The following is a 15,784-nucleotide window of genomic DNA, read 5'->3' on the forward strand; positions in this document are numbered from 1 at the left end:
CAATGTTGAAACCTATACCAAGATGAATTTTGATTATTTCAGACTGAAAGAGGAATTATTATCAAATATTTAAGAGAAACATTTCATTATTAACAATTTCCCGCTCTCTACCTTCATTTTGTAAAAGCTGTGGAATTAATTTGAAGATATCGAAAAAACAGAGATTTTCCCCTAAAAGAAAAGCCCGGATAATGTGTTTTATCCGGGCTTTTCTCAATGCTGTAAAAAACTTTTCTAAAGTCTTTTAATTTTTATGTTTCTAAACCATACCTGATCTCCATGGTCCTGTAAAGCTAAATGTCCGTTAGCTACCTGACCATATAATGGCCACTGGGTAAATTTACTCTTCTTATACTGCTCATTCCATTTATCACTTCCAAATTGATATTCTACCACTTTGGTTCCATTAAGCCATTGTTCTACGTTTCCATCTTTTACAATCAATTTCACTTCATTCCACTCCCCAACAGGTTTTACAGTTTCTACTGAAGAAGACTCCATATCGTAGTTATCACCAGAACGATGGGTCTTGATTTGTCCATCTTTATGCTTATCATTATCCAGAATCTGCATTTCCGGGCCAGAGTGGTAAACTGCCCCAAGCGTATCGGCTTCAGCTACTCTGAAGAAAAGACCACTATTTCCTCCTTCAGAAATTTTCCATTCCAGGTTTAATTCAAAATTTTCAAATTTTTCTTTGGTAATGATATCTCCTCCCCCTTTTCCGGTTAGGGTAATTACGCCATCTTCTTCCACCCATTTATCTGAAATAGTTTCACTTTTAAAATTTCTCCATTGAGATAAATCAAGTGCTATCCATTCTGCTTCCTCCTTCTGAGGAGCAGTTTCTTCCTCTACTTCAACCACTTCCTCTTTTGGTGCTTCTTTAGAACAACCAATTATTGTGATTCCTAAAATAAAAATAAGTGAATTGAAGAATGCCTTTCGGTTTGAAATTAGCATATAGTTATTATGTTTAAGTATAAAAAATTAAATTCGCGGATCAAAAATGGTTATTTTTTTAATATTTTACACGGCTAATAAGCAACTTTTTTAGATGATTGTATATAATACCAGAAACTGGATTGAATCCTTTAAATTAATCAAATTTGCCTTCCGGAAAGGAGAAAATTATAAGCAAATGTTTTTATGGTCAATGATTGTTGCTGTATATGCTGCTGCCATTACCATTATCGATTTACATGTGTTAGAAGATGTTGAATTTAGAATTGATCCTATTTATTTTTCCCTAATTGGTTTTATTATCAGTTTATTGTTGGTTTTCAGGCTCAACACAGCCTATGAAAAATGGTGGGAAGGACGCAAGCAATGGGGGGCTTTGGTAAATGAATGTAGAATCCTATCCTCCTTATTTCATGCCCTGTTAGCCAAAGAAGATATTAGTAACCGTAAATTTATGGCTGGTCAAATCTCCAATTTTGCTTTTTCCTTAAAAGAGCATTTACAGGACGATTACCTTTTCAGCGAAATTGAGGATATAGAAAAAGGTTATTTTGATGATTTGAAAAACTCCGCTAACATCCCCCACAAAATAGCTACTCAGATTTTGGTGAAGGTGGAAGAACTCATTCAAAGTTACCATATTTCGGAGTTTGATAAACTAAATATTAAAGAGCAGGTTCAGCAACTATTGCATATTCTGGGGGCATGTGAGCGAATTAAAAACACACCCATTCCATTTTCTCACAGTAGTTTTATCAAGACCCTGATAGCACTTTACATTCTTGCCTTACCTTTCGGTTTAATTAATTTCTTTTTGTACCTGACCATTCCAACCTGCGCAATTATAGCCTATGCGCTTGTAGGTCTGGAAGTTATTTCAGACGAGATTGAACAACCATTTGGTAAAGAATTAAATGATTTGCCTTTAAATCATTTATCTTCTTTAATTAAGAACAACGTCTATGATATTATGAATGTGGACCCGCAAATTGAGCCAGTTCCTCAAAAAATCCCACTAGGATTACAAACCTGATTATTAAATTATAAAAATGGATCAGCAATTTCATATTTTACCGATATCAAAATCCTCCTACCAGGATTTAATTGAAATATGGGAAGCCTCAGTCAGAGCAACCCATCATTTCCTTCCAGAAGAGGACATCCAGTATTTTAAGCCACTTATTTTAGACCAATACTTTGATGCTGTGGAGCTTACCGGAATTTGCAATGCAGAACAAAAAATTGTGGGATTTTCCGGTGTAGCAGAAAAGATGATAGAGATGCTTTTCATTCACCCAGATTATTTTCGAAAAGGCCTGGGTAAGAAGCTGGTTGAATTGGCCATTAAGGAAAAAGGAATTAATGCAGTAGATGTCAATGAGCAAAACCCACAAGCAGTAAAATTTTACCAAAAAATGGGTTTTGAAATTAAGAGCAGATCTCCTTTGGATGGATTGGGAAAACCCTATCCAATTTTACATTTGGAATTGAAATAAGGTGATGTTTTCGGTTAGTTAGAGCCCCAGCCTCTCCCCTTTTCATTCACAAACTATGGATGTGGCTGGGAAAACCTCATGATTTAACAGCAAGTTTTCCAAAAGTAAATTCAATATGTCCTGAATTCTAAAAAATTACCTTTTTATGAAGTCTGTCCTTTCGGCTTTGACCTAAAGCATATTAATGGTTTCTTTGCATTGAAGGAACAACAATTTTTTTGCCTTCTGGCCTTATCCGCGGGTACATGAGCGATAGGGCTTTTTTTTTGCCTTTCCACTAACCAGCTTTATCCATCCAGATCAAGCCCTAGTTTATTCTTTAGTTCCACTAAAGCAGGGTATTTTTCTGCAAGGAAAGCCAGCTTTTCTTGTTGGGTATAAAGCATTTTTTTACCTGTCCCAGTCTGAGCGGTTTTAGCCTCGAATACCAACAAGTCATTATGCAATTTCTCGCTAAAAAACTTGAATAGTATAGGCCGTAATTTGTGGAAGTAGTCCTTTAAAATAGGGTTATGCAAGGCGAATTCTATGGTATAAGGGGCTTTAAATTCTAAAATCCCATCCTCCAGAATACTGATAAAAAAGTGGTTTTTTTCTCTTTTCACTAACAAAATCAGTTCATTCCAGTGTCTTTTTACATCCTCAAGTGTAAATGACCTGTCCCGCTTTTCATCAGCAAGCTTTTTCTTCCGTTCTGTTTCCTCCTTTTCTTTTGCCTCTGTTTCTGCAATCTTTTGCTTCACACTGCTAATACTGGTGGAAATACTTGCAGTACTTTTAAACTTTTGGGCAATCGTTTTTTTGGTATCAGTGCTGGTTTTGGATGTATGTTTAGAAGAGTCGTTTTTTACATCACTTTTTTTTTTACCGGCTCCATTTGGGCCAGTTTCACAGCATTGTTGATATGACACATTTTCATAAGTGCCAGTTCTACATGAAGCCTTTGGTTTTTACTGGATTTATAATGCAAATCACAGTTATTTCCAATGTTCAGGGCAGTCATTAAAAATGAATTCTGCGCTACCTGAGCCTGTTCCTGGTATTTCTCTTTCACATTATCGGCAACTTCAAGTAACTTCAATGTTACTTTATCCTTGCACACCAGTAAATTGCGGAAATGCTCACAAAGCCCCACGATGAAATTATGGCCATCAAATCCATTTTTCAGGATTTCATCAAAAATGATAAGCGCAGCTGCAACCTCCTCCTTGAGTAAGGCATCAGTTACCTTGAAATAATAATCATAATCAAGAATATGAAGATTCCTGATTGTAGTCTTAAAATCGATATGACGATCTGTAGAGAAGGTCACAATCATATCGAATAAAGAAAGAGCATCTCTTAAAGCGCCATCAGCCTTTTGAGCAATCAGATAAAGGGCTTCACTTTCTGCTGTAATGTTTTCTTTTTCTGCTACACCAGCCAGATGATTGGCAATGTCCTGCACACTAATCCTGTTGAAGTCGAATATCTGACAACGGGATAATATGGTAGGGATAACTTTATGCTTTTCAGTGGTAGCCAGTATGAAAATAGCATATGGAGGTGGCTCTTCCAGCGTTTTCAGAAAAGCATTAAAAGCCGCATTCGAGAGCATATGCACCTCATCTATAATATAAACTTTATACTTCCCTACCTGAGGAGGATACCTCACCTGTTCTACAAGGCTTCGGATATCATCCACAGAGTTATTAGAGGCAGCATCAAGTTCATAAATATTATAGTCAAAATTTTGTTCTTTTCCCTTAGCAGCGGCATCTTCAGAAGTATTGATTAACTTGGCAAGAATTCTGGCACAGGTGGTTTTACCCACACCCCTTGGACCACAAAATAGGAACGCCTGTGCAAGATGATTACTTTTTACGGCATTCTGCAAAGTGGTAGTGATATGGGATTGCCCCACCACACTCTCAAAGGAATTGGGTCTGTATTTCCGTGCTGATACTACAAAGTTCTCCATCCGCCAGTTAGATCATCAATTTTCTTTTTGCCGATTTTTTCAGATTTGCAAGATAGTAATCCTGATTTAATTTTTTCAGGATTACCCTAGTTTTTCTTTCAATTCTTCCCAAATCTTCACCAGTGCTCTGGTTTGATCTTCCTCCAAGCTGGTGAGCGGCAATCTGCATCCACCTACTGCATAACCTGCATGATTCATTACCGCTTTGATACCCATAGGGTTGGCCCCGAAACTTAAAAGTGCTTTGGAAAAATTAAATACAATAGAGTTTAATTCCCTTGCTTTTTCCATATTTCCACTATTGATATTACCTACAAACTCACTCATAAGCTGGGGAACAATATTAGCTGCTACAGAAATTACACCCGAACCTCCAACTGCACAAATTGGTAGGGTAAGGGCATCATCCCCTGATAGTATGCTTAACGGTTTTGACAATCCCTTATTAAGAATGGCCAATTCTGTAATTTCTTCCAAATTTCCGTTAGAGGCTTTTACTCCAATTAAATTGGAGCAAAGCTCGGCAATTTCTATGGTGACTTTTGGAGAGACATTTATTCCTGTTCGCCCTGGTATATTGTACAATACCATTGGCAAATCAATTTTATTCAACTCAGAAAAATGAGCCTTGAGACCGGCTGGAGTAGGTTTGTTGTAATAAGGAACGACAATTAAACAGGCATCCGCACCAGCTTCCTGAGCTTCGGAGGTAAATTCCATTGCCTCAGCAGTAGAATTGGATCCAGTACCTGCAATCACTTTCAATTCAGTTCCCTTGGCTGATTTCACCACCTGTTTCACAATAGCAATATGTTCCTCTGGAGAAATGGTTGGAGACTCTCCTGTAGTTCCACATGGGACAATTGCAGCTGTTCCATTCTCAGCGTGAAAATTCACCAACTGCTCAATTAATTCAAAATCAACTTCCCGATTATCATTTTTAAAAGGGGTAACTAAAGCAACAATACTTCCTTTAATCTCAGCCATTTTATATTACACTTACATTAATTACTCAAATTGCGGGCAAAGATACCTGCTTGAAATGCAATTCGCTAAATCTAATGCAAATTAATTTTTATTGGAAATAAAGAAAATATTGAAGCTAATAAATATTAATTATCAGAAAGTTGATCTTAACAATAGGCCTCTTTATTAACCGTTTCATTTGAAATATCTATTATTTAGGTATTTAAATATTTTTTTGATCTTGGAACAGTTTCTATTTTTTAAATAAATAATCAAATATAATCTCGCCTAATTTCCCTGATACTTTTATTTCAAGGAGATAAATACGACTTTCTGATTTAACAGAAATCAATCAAAGATAAATTTCATAATATGAATCAGTTTAAAATCAATCCTTACAAAAAGAAAAAAGTATTCTTTGAAAACTTAGATGGATTACGATTTTTTTGCTTTATAGCAGTTTATTTTTTTCATAGTTTTCACACAGAAAAACCTGAGATTTTACAATCTGATATTTATCTTTTTATTACAAAAGATCTTTTTGGAAATGGTAATTTAGGTGTTAATTTTTTCTTTGTATTAAGTGGTTTTTTAATAACCTACCTTTTAATTGTGGAAAAAAAAATTAATGGCCAGATAAATCTAAAAAAGTTTTGGATTCGGAGAATTCTAAGAATCTGGCCTTTATTCTTTTTTTGTGTGATTTTTGGGTTTGTAATTTTCCCTCAACTTAAATTATTGTTTGGTCAATCCCCAAACGAAAGTGCTAATTTCCTTTTCTATATTACTTTCCTAAATAACTTTGATTTAATAAAAAATGGTCTTCCAGATGCTTCCATTCTAGGAGTGCTTTGGAGTGTGGCTATAGAAGAACAATTCTACCTTATTTGGCCTATTGTACTATATATTTTCCCAATTAAAAAGTTTTGGATTCCATTTAGTCTAGTCATTATTTCAAGCCTAGTTTTCAGAGCTTTCAACGACAATTATATGTTACATGAATATCATACATTATCATGTATCGGAGATATGACTGTAGGAGCATTAGGAGCCTGGGTTGTATCAGAGTTTCCATCAATAAAAGTAAGAATAGAAAATTTTGGAAAAATTCATATTCTTTCTATCTATCTGTTATTTTTCACCATTTTTATTTTTAGGGATGAAATATTTTTTGGGGTTTACTTCTTAAGAGTATTTGAAAGAATTACTATTGCCTTTGTAATTCTATTAATCATTTTAGAACAAAATTATGCTAAGAACTCCTATTTTAAACTTTCAAGATTTCGAACTATTTCTAAATTAGGAGGAATTACCTATGGCTTATATTGCTTACACTTTATTGGAATTCTCATAACTATTACGTTAACAAAAAAATTATCTTTCAATAATCACCTTTGGCAGGTTATAATTTTTGAAAGCTTAATTGCTTTAGCAATCACAATCATTATTAGTAAAGTAAGTTATACTTTTTTTGAAAAGCCATTTCTGAGGATTAAAAACAAATTTTCATATATCTCGAGGGATTAATTTGTATTTATAAAATGCCTGAATAAACATGTTTTATAAGGAAAAAGGATTCACTTTCCTTTTTTCCTCCTTGCCCCATCTCTATATTTTAGCTACCTTGTTTCCAGGAAACTCACCAAATACCATTTCCCATGAAACACTTAGCCATTTTTCTGTTCCTCCCGATATTTTTCTATTGTAGCCAGCCTAAAACTGCTGAGAAAGTGAATGAAGCTGGTAAAATCGATCAAGATCTTGCTTTTATTGACGTAAGCGTGATTGCTATGGAGGCTGAAATTGTTTTGGAACACCAGGATGTTTTGATAACCGATGGAAGAATTTCCAAAATTGCGGCCCATCAGTCTTTTAGTATTGAAGAGAACGTAACCAGGATTGATGGGAAAGGGAAATTTCTCACACCGGGTTTAGCTGAATTACATGCCCATATCCCTGTGGCTAATGAAAATGATGAACTCGTAAAGGAAACACTATTTTTGTACTTATCTAATGGGATTACCACTATCAGAGGCATGCTGGGTGATCCTTACCATTTAAAACTGCGAAAAGAAGTGGAAAATGGAGATGTACTTGGACCAAGAATTTATACTTCTGGTCCTTCATTAAATGGAAATACTGTACAAACTGTAGAAGAAGCAGTGAAAAAAGTTACTGATCAAAAAAATGCAGGTTATGATTTCCTAAAACTCCATCCGGGATTAAAAAGGAATGTATTCGATGCCATTGTGGAAACTGCCAACAAGGTAGGGATTAAATTTGCTGGTCATGTTTCAATAGACGTAGGAATTCAGCATGCACTTGAATCCGGATATTGGTCAATAGATCATCTGGATGGATATGTGGAAGGTTTAGTGCCTCAGTCTGTAAATGTAAATCCAAATGACAATGGTTTTTTTGGTTTTAACTTTACCACAATTGCAGATCAAACTAAAATCGATGATCTGGCTCAAAAAACCAAAGCAGCAGGTGTTTGGGTAGTCCCTACAGAAAGTTTGTTGGAAAGATTTACTTCAGCCATTCCGCCAGGTACCCTTGCCCAACAAGGGGAAATGAAATATATGAATCCAGGAACCATCAGAGACTGGGTTAGTAGAAAGGAACAATTCCTAATGGCTAAAAATTATAATCAGGAAATGTCTGTCGAATTTCTCAAAATAAGAAAGCAACTTATAAAGTCCCTTCACGATCACAGTGCAGGGTTACTTTTAGGCTCAGATGCCCCCCAAATTTTTAATGTCCCGGGTTTTTCCATCCAGCATGAAATGGGCTATATGGTTGAAGCTGGTCTTTCTCCTTTCGAAACTTTAAAAATGGGTACTACAAATCCAGCAGAATTTTTTGAGGCTACCCATCAATTTGGTAAAATTAAAGAAGGACTTGCTGCTGACTTGATTTTACTATCAGAAAATCCACTTGATGATATTGGAAATATGAGGGAGATAGAGGGGGTTATGGTAAGAGGGAAATGGCTGACTAAAGCTTTTATAAAAGAGCAATTAGATGCCATTGCGAATAAGTATAGTCAGTGAATTGACACTCATATTCACTTTAATTTATTCCTTCATAAAAAACATCGGATCGATTTTTTTCTAAATGATTCAACAGAAAATAGGGTGTCCGGATTTTCATTGATATTTATTACAAAGACAGTGGGTCTTTGTGATACTTTTTTCTTTATCTCTATCCACATTTTTGATCAAAAGCACTCTAGATAAAAAATCAGAATAGAGCAATGAAGGAAAAATAAAAACATCTACTAAAAAATTAGTAGATATACTATTTTTTTAGTAGAATTGCTTTATAACAATAAAAACATTATGGATTTAACGCTTACGAAAGCCGAAGAAAAGGTCATGAAAATACTCTGGTCCCTGAAAAAGGGGGTAATTAGGGACGTTGTAAATGAATATGATGAACCAAAACCTGCCTATACCACAGTAGCAACAATTTTCAAGATTTTAGAAAAGAAAGGTTTTGTCGGTAGAAAACCCATTGCGAACACCCACGAATATTATCCATTAATAGAAAGAGGTGAATACACCAGAAATTTCATGAAGTCATTTATAAAAAATTACTTTTCGAATTCATTTAAAAATATGGTGTCAGAACTGAGCAGCAAAGAGGAGATGTCCACAAAGGACATGGAAGAATTAATTGAGCATTTTCAGCATCAAATTGAAGCCAAAAACAAAAAATGATTGTAGATTATTTATTGAAACCCAGTATTTCCCTGATTCTGTTATATGCAATTTTTAATATTACAATCAGGTATGAACAAAACCACCAGATAAACAGATTTATCGGTTTGGCCTGTATGTTGTTTTCCCTTTGTTTGATATTCATTCCAACTGAAAGCCTCATTCATACGAATGTATACACCACCACTTTTTATACTTCAGTAAACGAGTCTTATCATATTCAGGAAAGCCTTTCGAAGGTGCCTGAAAATACTTCAACCAGCCAGTTTTTCATAATTTATATTGCAGGAGTTGGATTATTCCTTTTCCGCTCTATTTGGGGAATAGCATCCCTTATGTACTATTATTTAACAAAGAAAAAGTATCACTTCAGGGGATTTAAAGTGGTTACTTTAAATTGGAACGCATCCCCGTTTGCTTTTTTTAATATTCTATTCATCGGAAATCACGGTTTAAAGGATGATGGTTTAGAGGCTATGCTAGTGCACGAGCAGGTTCACCGAGACCAATTCCATTCTATTGATACTTTGATTTTGGAATTCCTTAAAATCCTTTTTTGGTTTAATCCAGCCATATGGCTTTTTCAACGAGATATTAAGGCATTACATGAATACCTGGCAGATGAACAAGTATTAAATAAAGGTTTCAACATGTTGGATTACCAGAAATTATTGTTCCAGGCAAAAACTGGTATTTCTATCCAACTTGGAAATTATTTAAGCAATAAAACTAGTTTAAACAAAAGATTTAAAATGATGACAAAACAAAAGATAAATTCAAATAAAAGTTATTGGATATCAATGCTTTATTTACCCATTTTGGCCATAATTACCGGATTGAGTGCTTGTATGGAAAAGAATATTATTGCCCAAACCCAACCGGATGTTCCGGCAGTTTATGCTGAAGGAATGCCTGCCATGTATAATACCATTAAGAAAAAAATAAAATATCCCAAAGCTGCTAAGGAAGAAAATAGCTCAGGTTTGGTTTATGTATCCTTTACTGTAAATCGGCATGGAAATATTGAAAATATTACCACAGAAAACCAGGGAGGTACTCAATTAGAAAGATTAGTGGTAGTAGGATACGGTGATACTTCAAAACCAGCAAAGGAAATTAATGAAGACCTCAAACAGGAAGCAATATCTGTGGTAAAAAGTTTAGGTAATTTCACTCCAGCTAAAAAAAATGATGCTTCAATTAGCTCAGTTTTAACGCTTCCAATCCAGTTTAAAATCAATTAGAAGTAAGAAGCAATATTGGGTCTGCCCTTATTTCTATCACTTACTTTTATGAAAAAGGAGAAAATCCCCAAATATATTCTGCATTTGGGTTTTTCTCCTAATTCTTGAACCATACAAGTTTATTTCCCTGCCAACCTCACACTTTCATATCCCACAAAACTGATTTGAAGATCATTTGATTCATAAGTATTAATCTTGAAAGTACCGTCTAAATCGGAAACTGTTCCTGTCGTAGTGCCAACTACTACAATACTTGCTCCAGGTAGGGCTTTACCATCCTCATCGGAAACTGTTCCCGACCATGCGCCATTATTGAAACTTGCATCGATTTTAAGCGTCATATTTTTAGCTTCAACCTCCTCCACAATTATTTTCTCGGGATTCTGGTTTTCAACTAATTCCCCTTCATCCAGCTTAAATACGATAGGAACAGACATTCGTACCCTTACAGGCTTGCCCCTTTGAACTCCCGGCTTGAATGAAGGCGAATTTTTCAGCACTCTTTCCGCCTCTTTATCGCAGCCTGCCCCTATTCCTTTAACAGTTTTTACCTCAGATAAAGAGCCATCTCTTTCCACCACAAATTCCACATAAACACGTCCTTCCACTCCTTTTTCTCTTGCTTCCGAAGGATATTTAATTTCTCTTGACAGATATTTATAGAAAGCATCTGTCCCTCCTACAAATTCCGGATGCTCCTCTACTACAGTAAAAACTTCAGTGTTTAATTTAGACTTGGTTGAGGTACTTTCACTTAAAATCTCATCTGTTTCCTGGTCCAGTTCTTCACTACAGGCAAATACCACAAAAAGAATTGCACATAGAGAACCAAGAACTCCCAATTTCCAGGAGCTCACATTTTTTGCTTGTTTTTTCATTGCTTTTAATCGTTTAAAAATTAAACCATCATGAAACGAGCTGGCCAGGCTCAGTCCATTTGATTTCAAAGTGGAACTGATCAGTATAGACGAATACTGGTTGATGTCATATGATTTAAGCACATGAGCATCCGCCTGGTATTCGTGTATTTTTTTAATTTCTTTATTAATAAACCATGCGGTGGGTAGCCACCAAAAACAGATTTTAAATAACTCAAAAAATATGATATCGTAGCTGTGCCCCATAGAAGCATGGGCTTTTTCGTGTTTCAGTATCGCATGATAATCCTGTTGGTTCTTATCAATTTCATCGCTTAAGAATATCCAGTTGAAAAAAGTAAAACTCCCGTTTATGTCGTGAACCTTTCGGATGAATGTATCATTAAATAGCTCATAACTACTTTTCTGCTCTAATTTGATTAAATAGAATATGCCACTTAAAAATTTGCACAAAAAAAAGGTACTGATTCCCAGATAGACCCATAGCAATAAATCGTAATTTAAGAAAGAAGTTTCATCACTGGGAGCAATAGTTATGGCATTAACAGGAATCACTTCCATGGGAATTATCCGGACTGCATCATTACTGCTAAAGAATAATTTTGGTAGTTTTAGCAATGGAATAACAAGTGCCAGTAATGTGGAGCCTAAAAGGTAGAACCTCATTTTTGAGAACTGCAATTCTTTCCTTAAAAAAAACCAGTAACCGGTGATTAAGGCACCATGAATAATTGAAAGCTCTATTAAAAAATTGCTCATGACTTCTTTTCTTTTAGTTCTTTAAGGAGTTGTTCCAGTTCACTAAGACTCAGATTATCTTCTTTGGTAAAAAATGATATCATTTGTTTATAAGAACCTTTAAAGTATCTTTCCACAAATCCTTTCATAAATGAATTGGTATAAGCATCTTTCGTAACTAAAGGATGGTATTTGTGAAACTTTCCCTGCGGCTCATGTCCAACAAAGCCTTTTTGTTGCAATATCCGAACAATGGTTGAAACCGTGTTGTATGCTGGTTTGGGTTCTGGTAATTGTTTAATTATGTCTTTAACAAATGCAGATCCCAACTCCCATAGGATATGCATAATCTCTTCTTCAGCTTTTGTTAATGCTTTCATGAATTTGATTTTTTTCGATTCAGATTAAATCTCTAATCTAAATCAAACTATTAAAATAGTTCGAACTAAATTTATAGTTCAAAAATAGATGTGATATAATTACCATCCAAATAAATTAAACTAAATTTTTAGTTTAAAAATAATTTCACGGAGGATTCCATTCTTAAAACACTGTATTCCAGCACTTTAAAATAACAAAAACAGAAATTTAATTTCTGATACTGTCTCACTTTAAAAAAGAAAAACTTAAGGTATTCCAGTCATCTATCCTTACCACCCACTCCCACCAATTAAATTCTTACTTCCAAAATCTACTGCTTTTCATCTCCACTAATCATCCAGTTAATCCCAAATTTATCGGTGAGCATTCCGAAATAGGAACCCCAAAAGGTTTTGTTCATGGGCATTTTTACTTTTCCCTCTTCAGATAAAGCTGTAAATAGTCGGTCCGCTTCTTTAATTTGGTCAGTGTTGATAGAAATCGAAAAATTTGTACCCTCTTTAAAATTAGACGCCCAATCTCCACCGGTATCACTTCCCATTAAAGTAGTTTCCTTACTGATGGGCAAAGAAATGTGCATAATTTTGTTTTTTTGTTCAGCTGTCATGGGTGGTATGCCTTCCTGAGGAGGCATTTCTCCGTATCTTCCCACATATGGAAATTCTCCTCCAAATACAGATTTATAAAAATTAAATGCCTCTTCGCAGTTTCCGTTAAATGTCAAATATGGATTTATAGTAGTCATTTTAGCTGTTTTTAGATTGTTATAAAAAGGTATAAAAAAATGAATATCAAACCTTCCCTCATTATTTAAAGTGCAAAATTATGCTGAATTTTAAAACAATCTTTCCAATTATTTCAACTGTGATAGTCACTGAAAATCAGTCATTTTTCAGTGTCCTAAAAATCTACAAACCAAAATATTTCCTCAATCAATTAATAATAAGGATTCATCTAAAATTCATTCCTTATCTTCCACAAAAAAAGGGATTCAGGAAAACCCCGAATCCCTTTCATACAGGATACTAAACTTAAAACTTGATGAAGTTTGCTTTATCTTAAAGAAGATGTGGCGTTCATTTTCCCGGCCCGGTGTGGGTACTTCAGGAATAAGGTCATCACCGCATCTTTTATTTTTCTATCTCTGGCCTCTACTTCGGTAGTAGTGGGCATCTCAATACTACCCTGCCAGACAAGTTCTTTCTTCTGAGCATCTACCAAATCCACCACTATGGTCGATTCTTCGTACTCATTAATGTTTATATTATATCCACCACCCCAGTAATACCGATAAGGATACATATTGTTGGTTGTGGCATTTTGTCTGGTTTTCACCATTATTCTCACATTTACCAATAGATCTGGCTTCTCCGTCATGGTATATCCTCTGGATTCCATTTGCTGAACAAGAGCTTCTTTTACCCGCCTTTCATCAAGCTGATCATAACCAAGCTCCTTTTCATCTTCTTTATCAAATTCCCAGAAATTGTAAGTGGTATATTGGCTAAAATCTGCTTTCACATCGTAATCTGTGGCTACCTGATTGGAGGTAGAACAAGCTCCGGCAAATAATGCCAAAGCGCCCAATAAAATGAATTTTATAGATTTTTGCTGATTGATTATCATAATAAAAAAATTTAGTTAAACATCTGATTTTCATTTTATACCGATTAATCTTAATCCTAAAAATCGATTTAAAACAGGTATTCAATTGTTATGTATTTTTTTATTATAGGCTACAAAAATTTTAGTCGTATAAACAAAAATGATGGGTTTTTAAGGTATAAAAAGTATGAGATAATATTCTAAACAAAAAATCACAAAATAAACCCATCATTTTAAACATAGTAGCTAAAATTGAAGTTCACCCCCAAAATGAATTTATTTTTTTATTATAGGATTTAAGGAAATGAGTGAAATAGTTTACTAAACCCATCGAAGTCAGGAGACATCTAAAAATACTTTCAGCTAAATTTACAGGTCCAATTTACGGACCTGAATCTACTTTTTTGGTAGAAACACCTACAACTTCGAAATAATTTTCTCCACCACATTGGCAAAGTATTCCCCCATATACGGACCTACCCAGTTCATCGCTCTTACTTCTTCCTTGGCTACTGTTTCATAGTGGCAGTCATCGGTGATATAGCCAATGTATTCCCCATTAAAACTGGTGGTGATCAGGTTTTTGCCTTTTAATGCAGCCAGACTATCCAATTGTGCGTTTTGCAAAAGTTCTCCCGAAAAATCACAGGGCATTCCCATAATTAAATGGTCTCCTATCTGGCAAATGGAAATATCTCCGGTAAGTTCTCCCATAATCCCACTAAATGCCCAGTCCCTGATTTTATAATCCTGTTCAATTCTAAGTTGGGATGGGGGTAGAATCAGGTCAATTCTTTTACCGGAAAGCAAGGCATTTTTGGAAAAACTTGCCTTATTTATGTCTTTCATGATGATGTGGTGAAGGGTTTTGGCTGATTTGGCAATTCTATCGTAATCCACTCCGGAAAAACCATGGAGCCTGTGACTACCAACATTGCCCGCTGAAAATAAAGCAAAATCTAACTCTCTTGTTTTTTCCAGGCTGTCTACTAATGCACCGGGATAATCTCTGCTCAAATCCCAAATTTTCTGATTGAGAACTGTGGCATGAGCCGCAAAGGTGGTAAAAAGTGCAGTGGCCCCACCTTCCTTCCTAATGGCCACATTCCTGATCCAGGGATCAACTTTACCATTTTCTCCATCCAGTCTGTTGGCTACATATTTTTTACCATCTACTTTAAAAAAAGCAGTTTCTGCTCTTTCTAAATTCGATTCTGCTAACTTAATAGAAGCGATCACCTTTGAAACCATATGGTCCACCACCTGATCCTCAAATCCACCTAAAATCAGTTGTCCGCCAAGAGAATTTTCCCAGCAGCCAAAGCCATTGTGCGTATGCGTAGCAGAAAACAAAATCATTTCCGGTGTATATCCGAATCCATCCAACTCCCTGATTAACTTTTCTTTTACAACCGGGGGAAACATAATTAAATCCACAGAAACAATGGCCAGCTTTGTATGTGTATTTTGAAAAACGATGGCTCTGGAATAAAGAGAATCATGCACATTGGTATGTGGACCCCTTGGCCCATAACCCGCCAGTTTTACCGGGAAATTAGGGGTGATATTCACCTTGCCCCAGCCTGCTTTTAGGATGGTATCATTAATCGGAGTGGGGAAATTCACCGTATCCAGGACTTCCATCATTTCCTGATATTCCTCCTTTTCAGCCAGTGGGGTTCGGTCAATTTTACCAACCAGGCATAGAGCCAGAAAAATAATTATCCCAATAATGATAAAGAATATTTTAAAAATCTTCCCGATGAACTTCATTCAGTCTGTATTGTTTTTGAAGTGGGCAAAGATAAAAGATTAAACCATATTTCAGCAG

General features: G+C 35.3%; 15 protein-coding genes. 6 read left to right on the plus strand and 9 right to left on the minus strand.

The window, feature by feature from the left end; all coding sequences use genetic code 11:
* Positions 1-234 precede the first annotated feature (234 nt).
* Positions 235-963: a 3-keto-disaccharide hydrolase gene (locus tag A3EM_RS0138810; RefSeq protein WP_020533637.1), complete on the minus strand. Its 729-nt coding sequence runs from the start codon at positions 961-963 to the stop codon at positions 235-237.
* 94 nt (positions 964-1,057) lie between these two features.
* Here A3EM_RS0138810 and A3EM_RS45085 point away from each other — a divergent pair, with 94 nt between their 5' ends.
* On the plus strand, positions 1,058-1,996 hold the full coding sequence (locus A3EM_RS45085; protein ID WP_020533638.1) for a bestrophin family protein: 939 nt from the start codon (positions 1,058-1,060) through the stop codon (positions 1,994-1,996).
* Positions 1,997-2,012: 16 nt separating this feature from the next.
* Positions 2,013-2,459, plus strand: coding sequence for a GNAT family N-acetyltransferase (locus A3EM_RS0138820; protein WP_020533639.1), 447 nt, complete (start codon positions 2,013-2,015; stop codon positions 2,457-2,459).
* A 287-nt stretch (positions 2,460-2,746) separates the two neighbouring features.
* On the opposite strand, the gene A3EM_RS0138825 is transcribed toward A3EM_RS0138820, so the two are convergent.
* The 3 genes from A3EM_RS0138825 to dapA all read right to left on the minus strand — a co-directional run bounded on the left by A3EM_RS0138825 (position 2,747) and on the right by dapA (position 5,406).
* Positions 2,747-3,370, minus strand: a complete 624-nt coding sequence (locus A3EM_RS0138825) for a hypothetical protein (RefSeq protein WP_020533640.1) — start codon at positions 3,368-3,370, stop codon at positions 2,747-2,749.
* The gene (gene dnaX / locus A3EM_RS0138830) at positions 3,307-4,419 is read right to left on the minus strand and encodes a DNA polymerase III subunit gamma/tau (RefSeq protein WP_020533641.1); all 1,113 of its coding nucleotides are present in this window, start codon (positions 4,417-4,419) and stop codon (positions 3,307-3,309) included. Before dnaX ends, A3EM_RS0138825 begins: the two co-directional genes overlap by 64 nt.
* An 81-nt stretch (positions 4,420-4,500) precedes the next feature.
* On the minus strand, positions 4,501-5,406 hold the full coding sequence (gene dapA, locus A3EM_RS0138835; protein ID WP_020533642.1) for a 4-hydroxy-tetrahydrodipicolinate synthase: 906 nt from the start codon (positions 5,404-5,406) through the stop codon (positions 4,501-4,503).
* Positions 5,407-5,757: 351 nt separating this feature from the next.
* Between dapA and A3EM_RS0138840 the strand changes: the two genes are divergently transcribed.
* From A3EM_RS0138840 to A3EM_RS0138855, 4 genes are all read left to right on the plus strand, one after another.
* Positions 5,758-6,912 (plus strand): acyltransferase family protein, encoded by a 1,155-nt coding sequence (locus A3EM_RS0138840; protein WP_020533643.1) that lies wholly within the window; start codon positions 5,758-5,760, stop codon positions 6,910-6,912.
* A gap of 131 nt (positions 6,913-7,043) precedes the next feature.
* Positions 7,044-8,438 carry an amidohydrolase family protein gene (locus A3EM_RS0138845; protein ID WP_026210865.1) on the plus strand — a complete coding sequence of 465 codons (1,395 nt, stop codon included), beginning with the start codon at positions 7,044-7,046 and terminating at the stop codon, positions 8,436-8,438.
* A 288-nt stretch (positions 8,439-8,726) separates the two neighbouring features.
* Positions 8,727-9,107, plus strand: a complete 381-nt coding sequence (locus tag A3EM_RS0138850) for a BlaI/MecI/CopY family transcriptional regulator (RefSeq protein ID WP_020533646.1) — start codon at positions 8,727-8,729, stop codon at positions 9,105-9,107.
* On the plus strand, positions 9,104-10,351 hold the full coding sequence (locus A3EM_RS0138855) for a M56 family metallopeptidase (protein ID WP_020533647.1): 1,248 nt from the start codon (positions 9,104-9,106) through the stop codon (positions 10,349-10,351). The genes A3EM_RS0138850 and A3EM_RS0138855 overlap by 4 nt, the downstream gene beginning before the upstream one ends.
* A gap of 119 nt (positions 10,352-10,470) precedes the next feature.
* Here A3EM_RS0138855 and A3EM_RS0138860 read toward each other — a convergent pair whose 3' ends face one another.
* The 5 genes from A3EM_RS0138860 to A3EM_RS0138885 all read right to left on the minus strand — a co-directional run bounded on the left by A3EM_RS0138860 (position 10,471) and on the right by A3EM_RS0138885 (position 15,726).
* Positions 10,471-11,988: a TonB family protein gene (locus A3EM_RS0138860; RefSeq protein WP_020533648.1), complete on the minus strand. Its 1,518-nt coding sequence runs from the start codon at positions 11,986-11,988 to the stop codon at positions 10,471-10,473.
* Positions 11,985-12,347 carry a BlaI/MecI/CopY family transcriptional regulator gene (locus A3EM_RS0138865; RefSeq protein WP_020533649.1) on the minus strand — a complete coding sequence of 121 codons (363 nt, stop codon included), beginning with the start codon at positions 12,345-12,347 and terminating at the stop codon, positions 11,985-11,987. Before A3EM_RS0138865 ends, A3EM_RS0138860 begins: the two co-directional genes overlap by 4 nt.
* 311 nt (positions 12,348-12,658) lie before the next feature.
* Positions 12,659-13,093 (minus strand): VOC family protein, encoded by a 435-nt coding sequence (locus A3EM_RS0138870; RefSeq protein WP_020533650.1) that lies wholly within the window; start codon positions 13,091-13,093, stop codon positions 12,659-12,661.
* 308 nt (positions 13,094-13,401) lie between these two features.
* Positions 13,402-13,974: a DUF4136 domain-containing protein gene (locus tag A3EM_RS0138880; protein WP_020533652.1), complete on the minus strand. Its 573-nt coding sequence runs from the start codon at positions 13,972-13,974 to the stop codon at positions 13,402-13,404.
* Between the two features lie 396 nt (positions 13,975-14,370).
* Complete coding sequence (locus A3EM_RS0138885) at positions 14,371-15,726, minus strand: neutral/alkaline non-lysosomal ceramidase N-terminal domain-containing protein (protein WP_020533653.1); 1,356 nt, start codon at positions 15,724-15,726, stop codon at positions 14,371-14,373.
* Between the last annotated feature and the right edge of the window lie 58 nt (positions 15,727-15,784).

The organism is Flexithrix dorotheae DSM 6795, from assembly GCF_000379765.1.
Classification (GTDB): Bacteria; Bacteroidota; Bacteroidia; order Cytophagales; family Flammeovirgaceae; genus Flexithrix; species Flexithrix dorotheae.

Bases quoted from the DNA above. Each gene is read 5' to 3' on its own strand.
- A3EM_RS0138810 (WP_020533637.1), bottom strand. From the start codon at position 963: ATGCTAATTTCAAACCGAAAGGCATTCTTCAATTCACTTATTTTTATT.
- A3EM_RS45085 (WP_020533638.1), top strand. From the start codon at position 1,058: ATGATTGTATATAATACCAGAAACTGGATTGAATCCTTTAAATTAATC.
- A3EM_RS0138820 (WP_020533639.1), top strand. From the start codon at position 2,013: ATGGATCAGCAATTTCATATTTTACCGATATCAAAATCCTCCTACCAG.
- dnaX (WP_020533641.1), bottom strand. From the start codon at position 4,419: ATGGAGAACTTTGTAGTATCAGCACGGAAATACAGACCCAATTCCTTT.
- dapA (WP_020533642.1), bottom strand. From the start codon at position 5,406: ATGGCTGAGATTAAAGGAAGTATTGTTGCTTTAGTTACCCCTTTTAAA.
- A3EM_RS0138840 (WP_020533643.1), top strand. From the start codon at position 5,758: ATGAATCAGTTTAAAATCAATCCTTACAAAAAGAAAAAAGTATTCTTT.
- A3EM_RS0138845 (WP_026210865.1), top strand. From the start codon at position 7,044: ATGAAACACTTAGCCATTTTTCTGTTCCTCCCGATATTTTTCTATTGT.
- A3EM_RS0138850 (WP_020533646.1), top strand. From the start codon at position 8,727: ATGGATTTAACGCTTACGAAAGCCGAAGAAAAGGTCATGAAAATACTC.
- A3EM_RS0138855 (WP_020533647.1), top strand. From the start codon at position 9,104: ATGATTGTAGATTATTTATTGAAACCCAGTATTTCCCTGATTCTGTTA.
- A3EM_RS0138860 (WP_020533648.1), bottom strand. From the start codon at position 11,988: ATGAGCAATTTTTTAATAGAGCTTTCAATTATTCATGGTGCCTTAATC.
- A3EM_RS0138865 (WP_020533649.1), bottom strand. From the start codon at position 12,347: ATGAAAGCATTAACAAAAGCTGAAGAAGAGATTATGCATATCCTATGG.
- A3EM_RS0138870 (WP_020533650.1), bottom strand. From the start codon at position 13,093: ATGACTACTATAAATCCATATTTGACATTTAACGGAAACTGCGAAGAG.
- A3EM_RS0138880 (WP_020533652.1), bottom strand. From the start codon at position 13,974: ATGATAATCAATCAGCAAAAATCTATAAAATTCATTTTATTGGGCGCT.
- A3EM_RS0138885 (WP_020533653.1), bottom strand. From the start codon at position 15,726: ATGAAGTTCATCGGGAAGATTTTTAAAATATTCTTTATCATTATTGGG.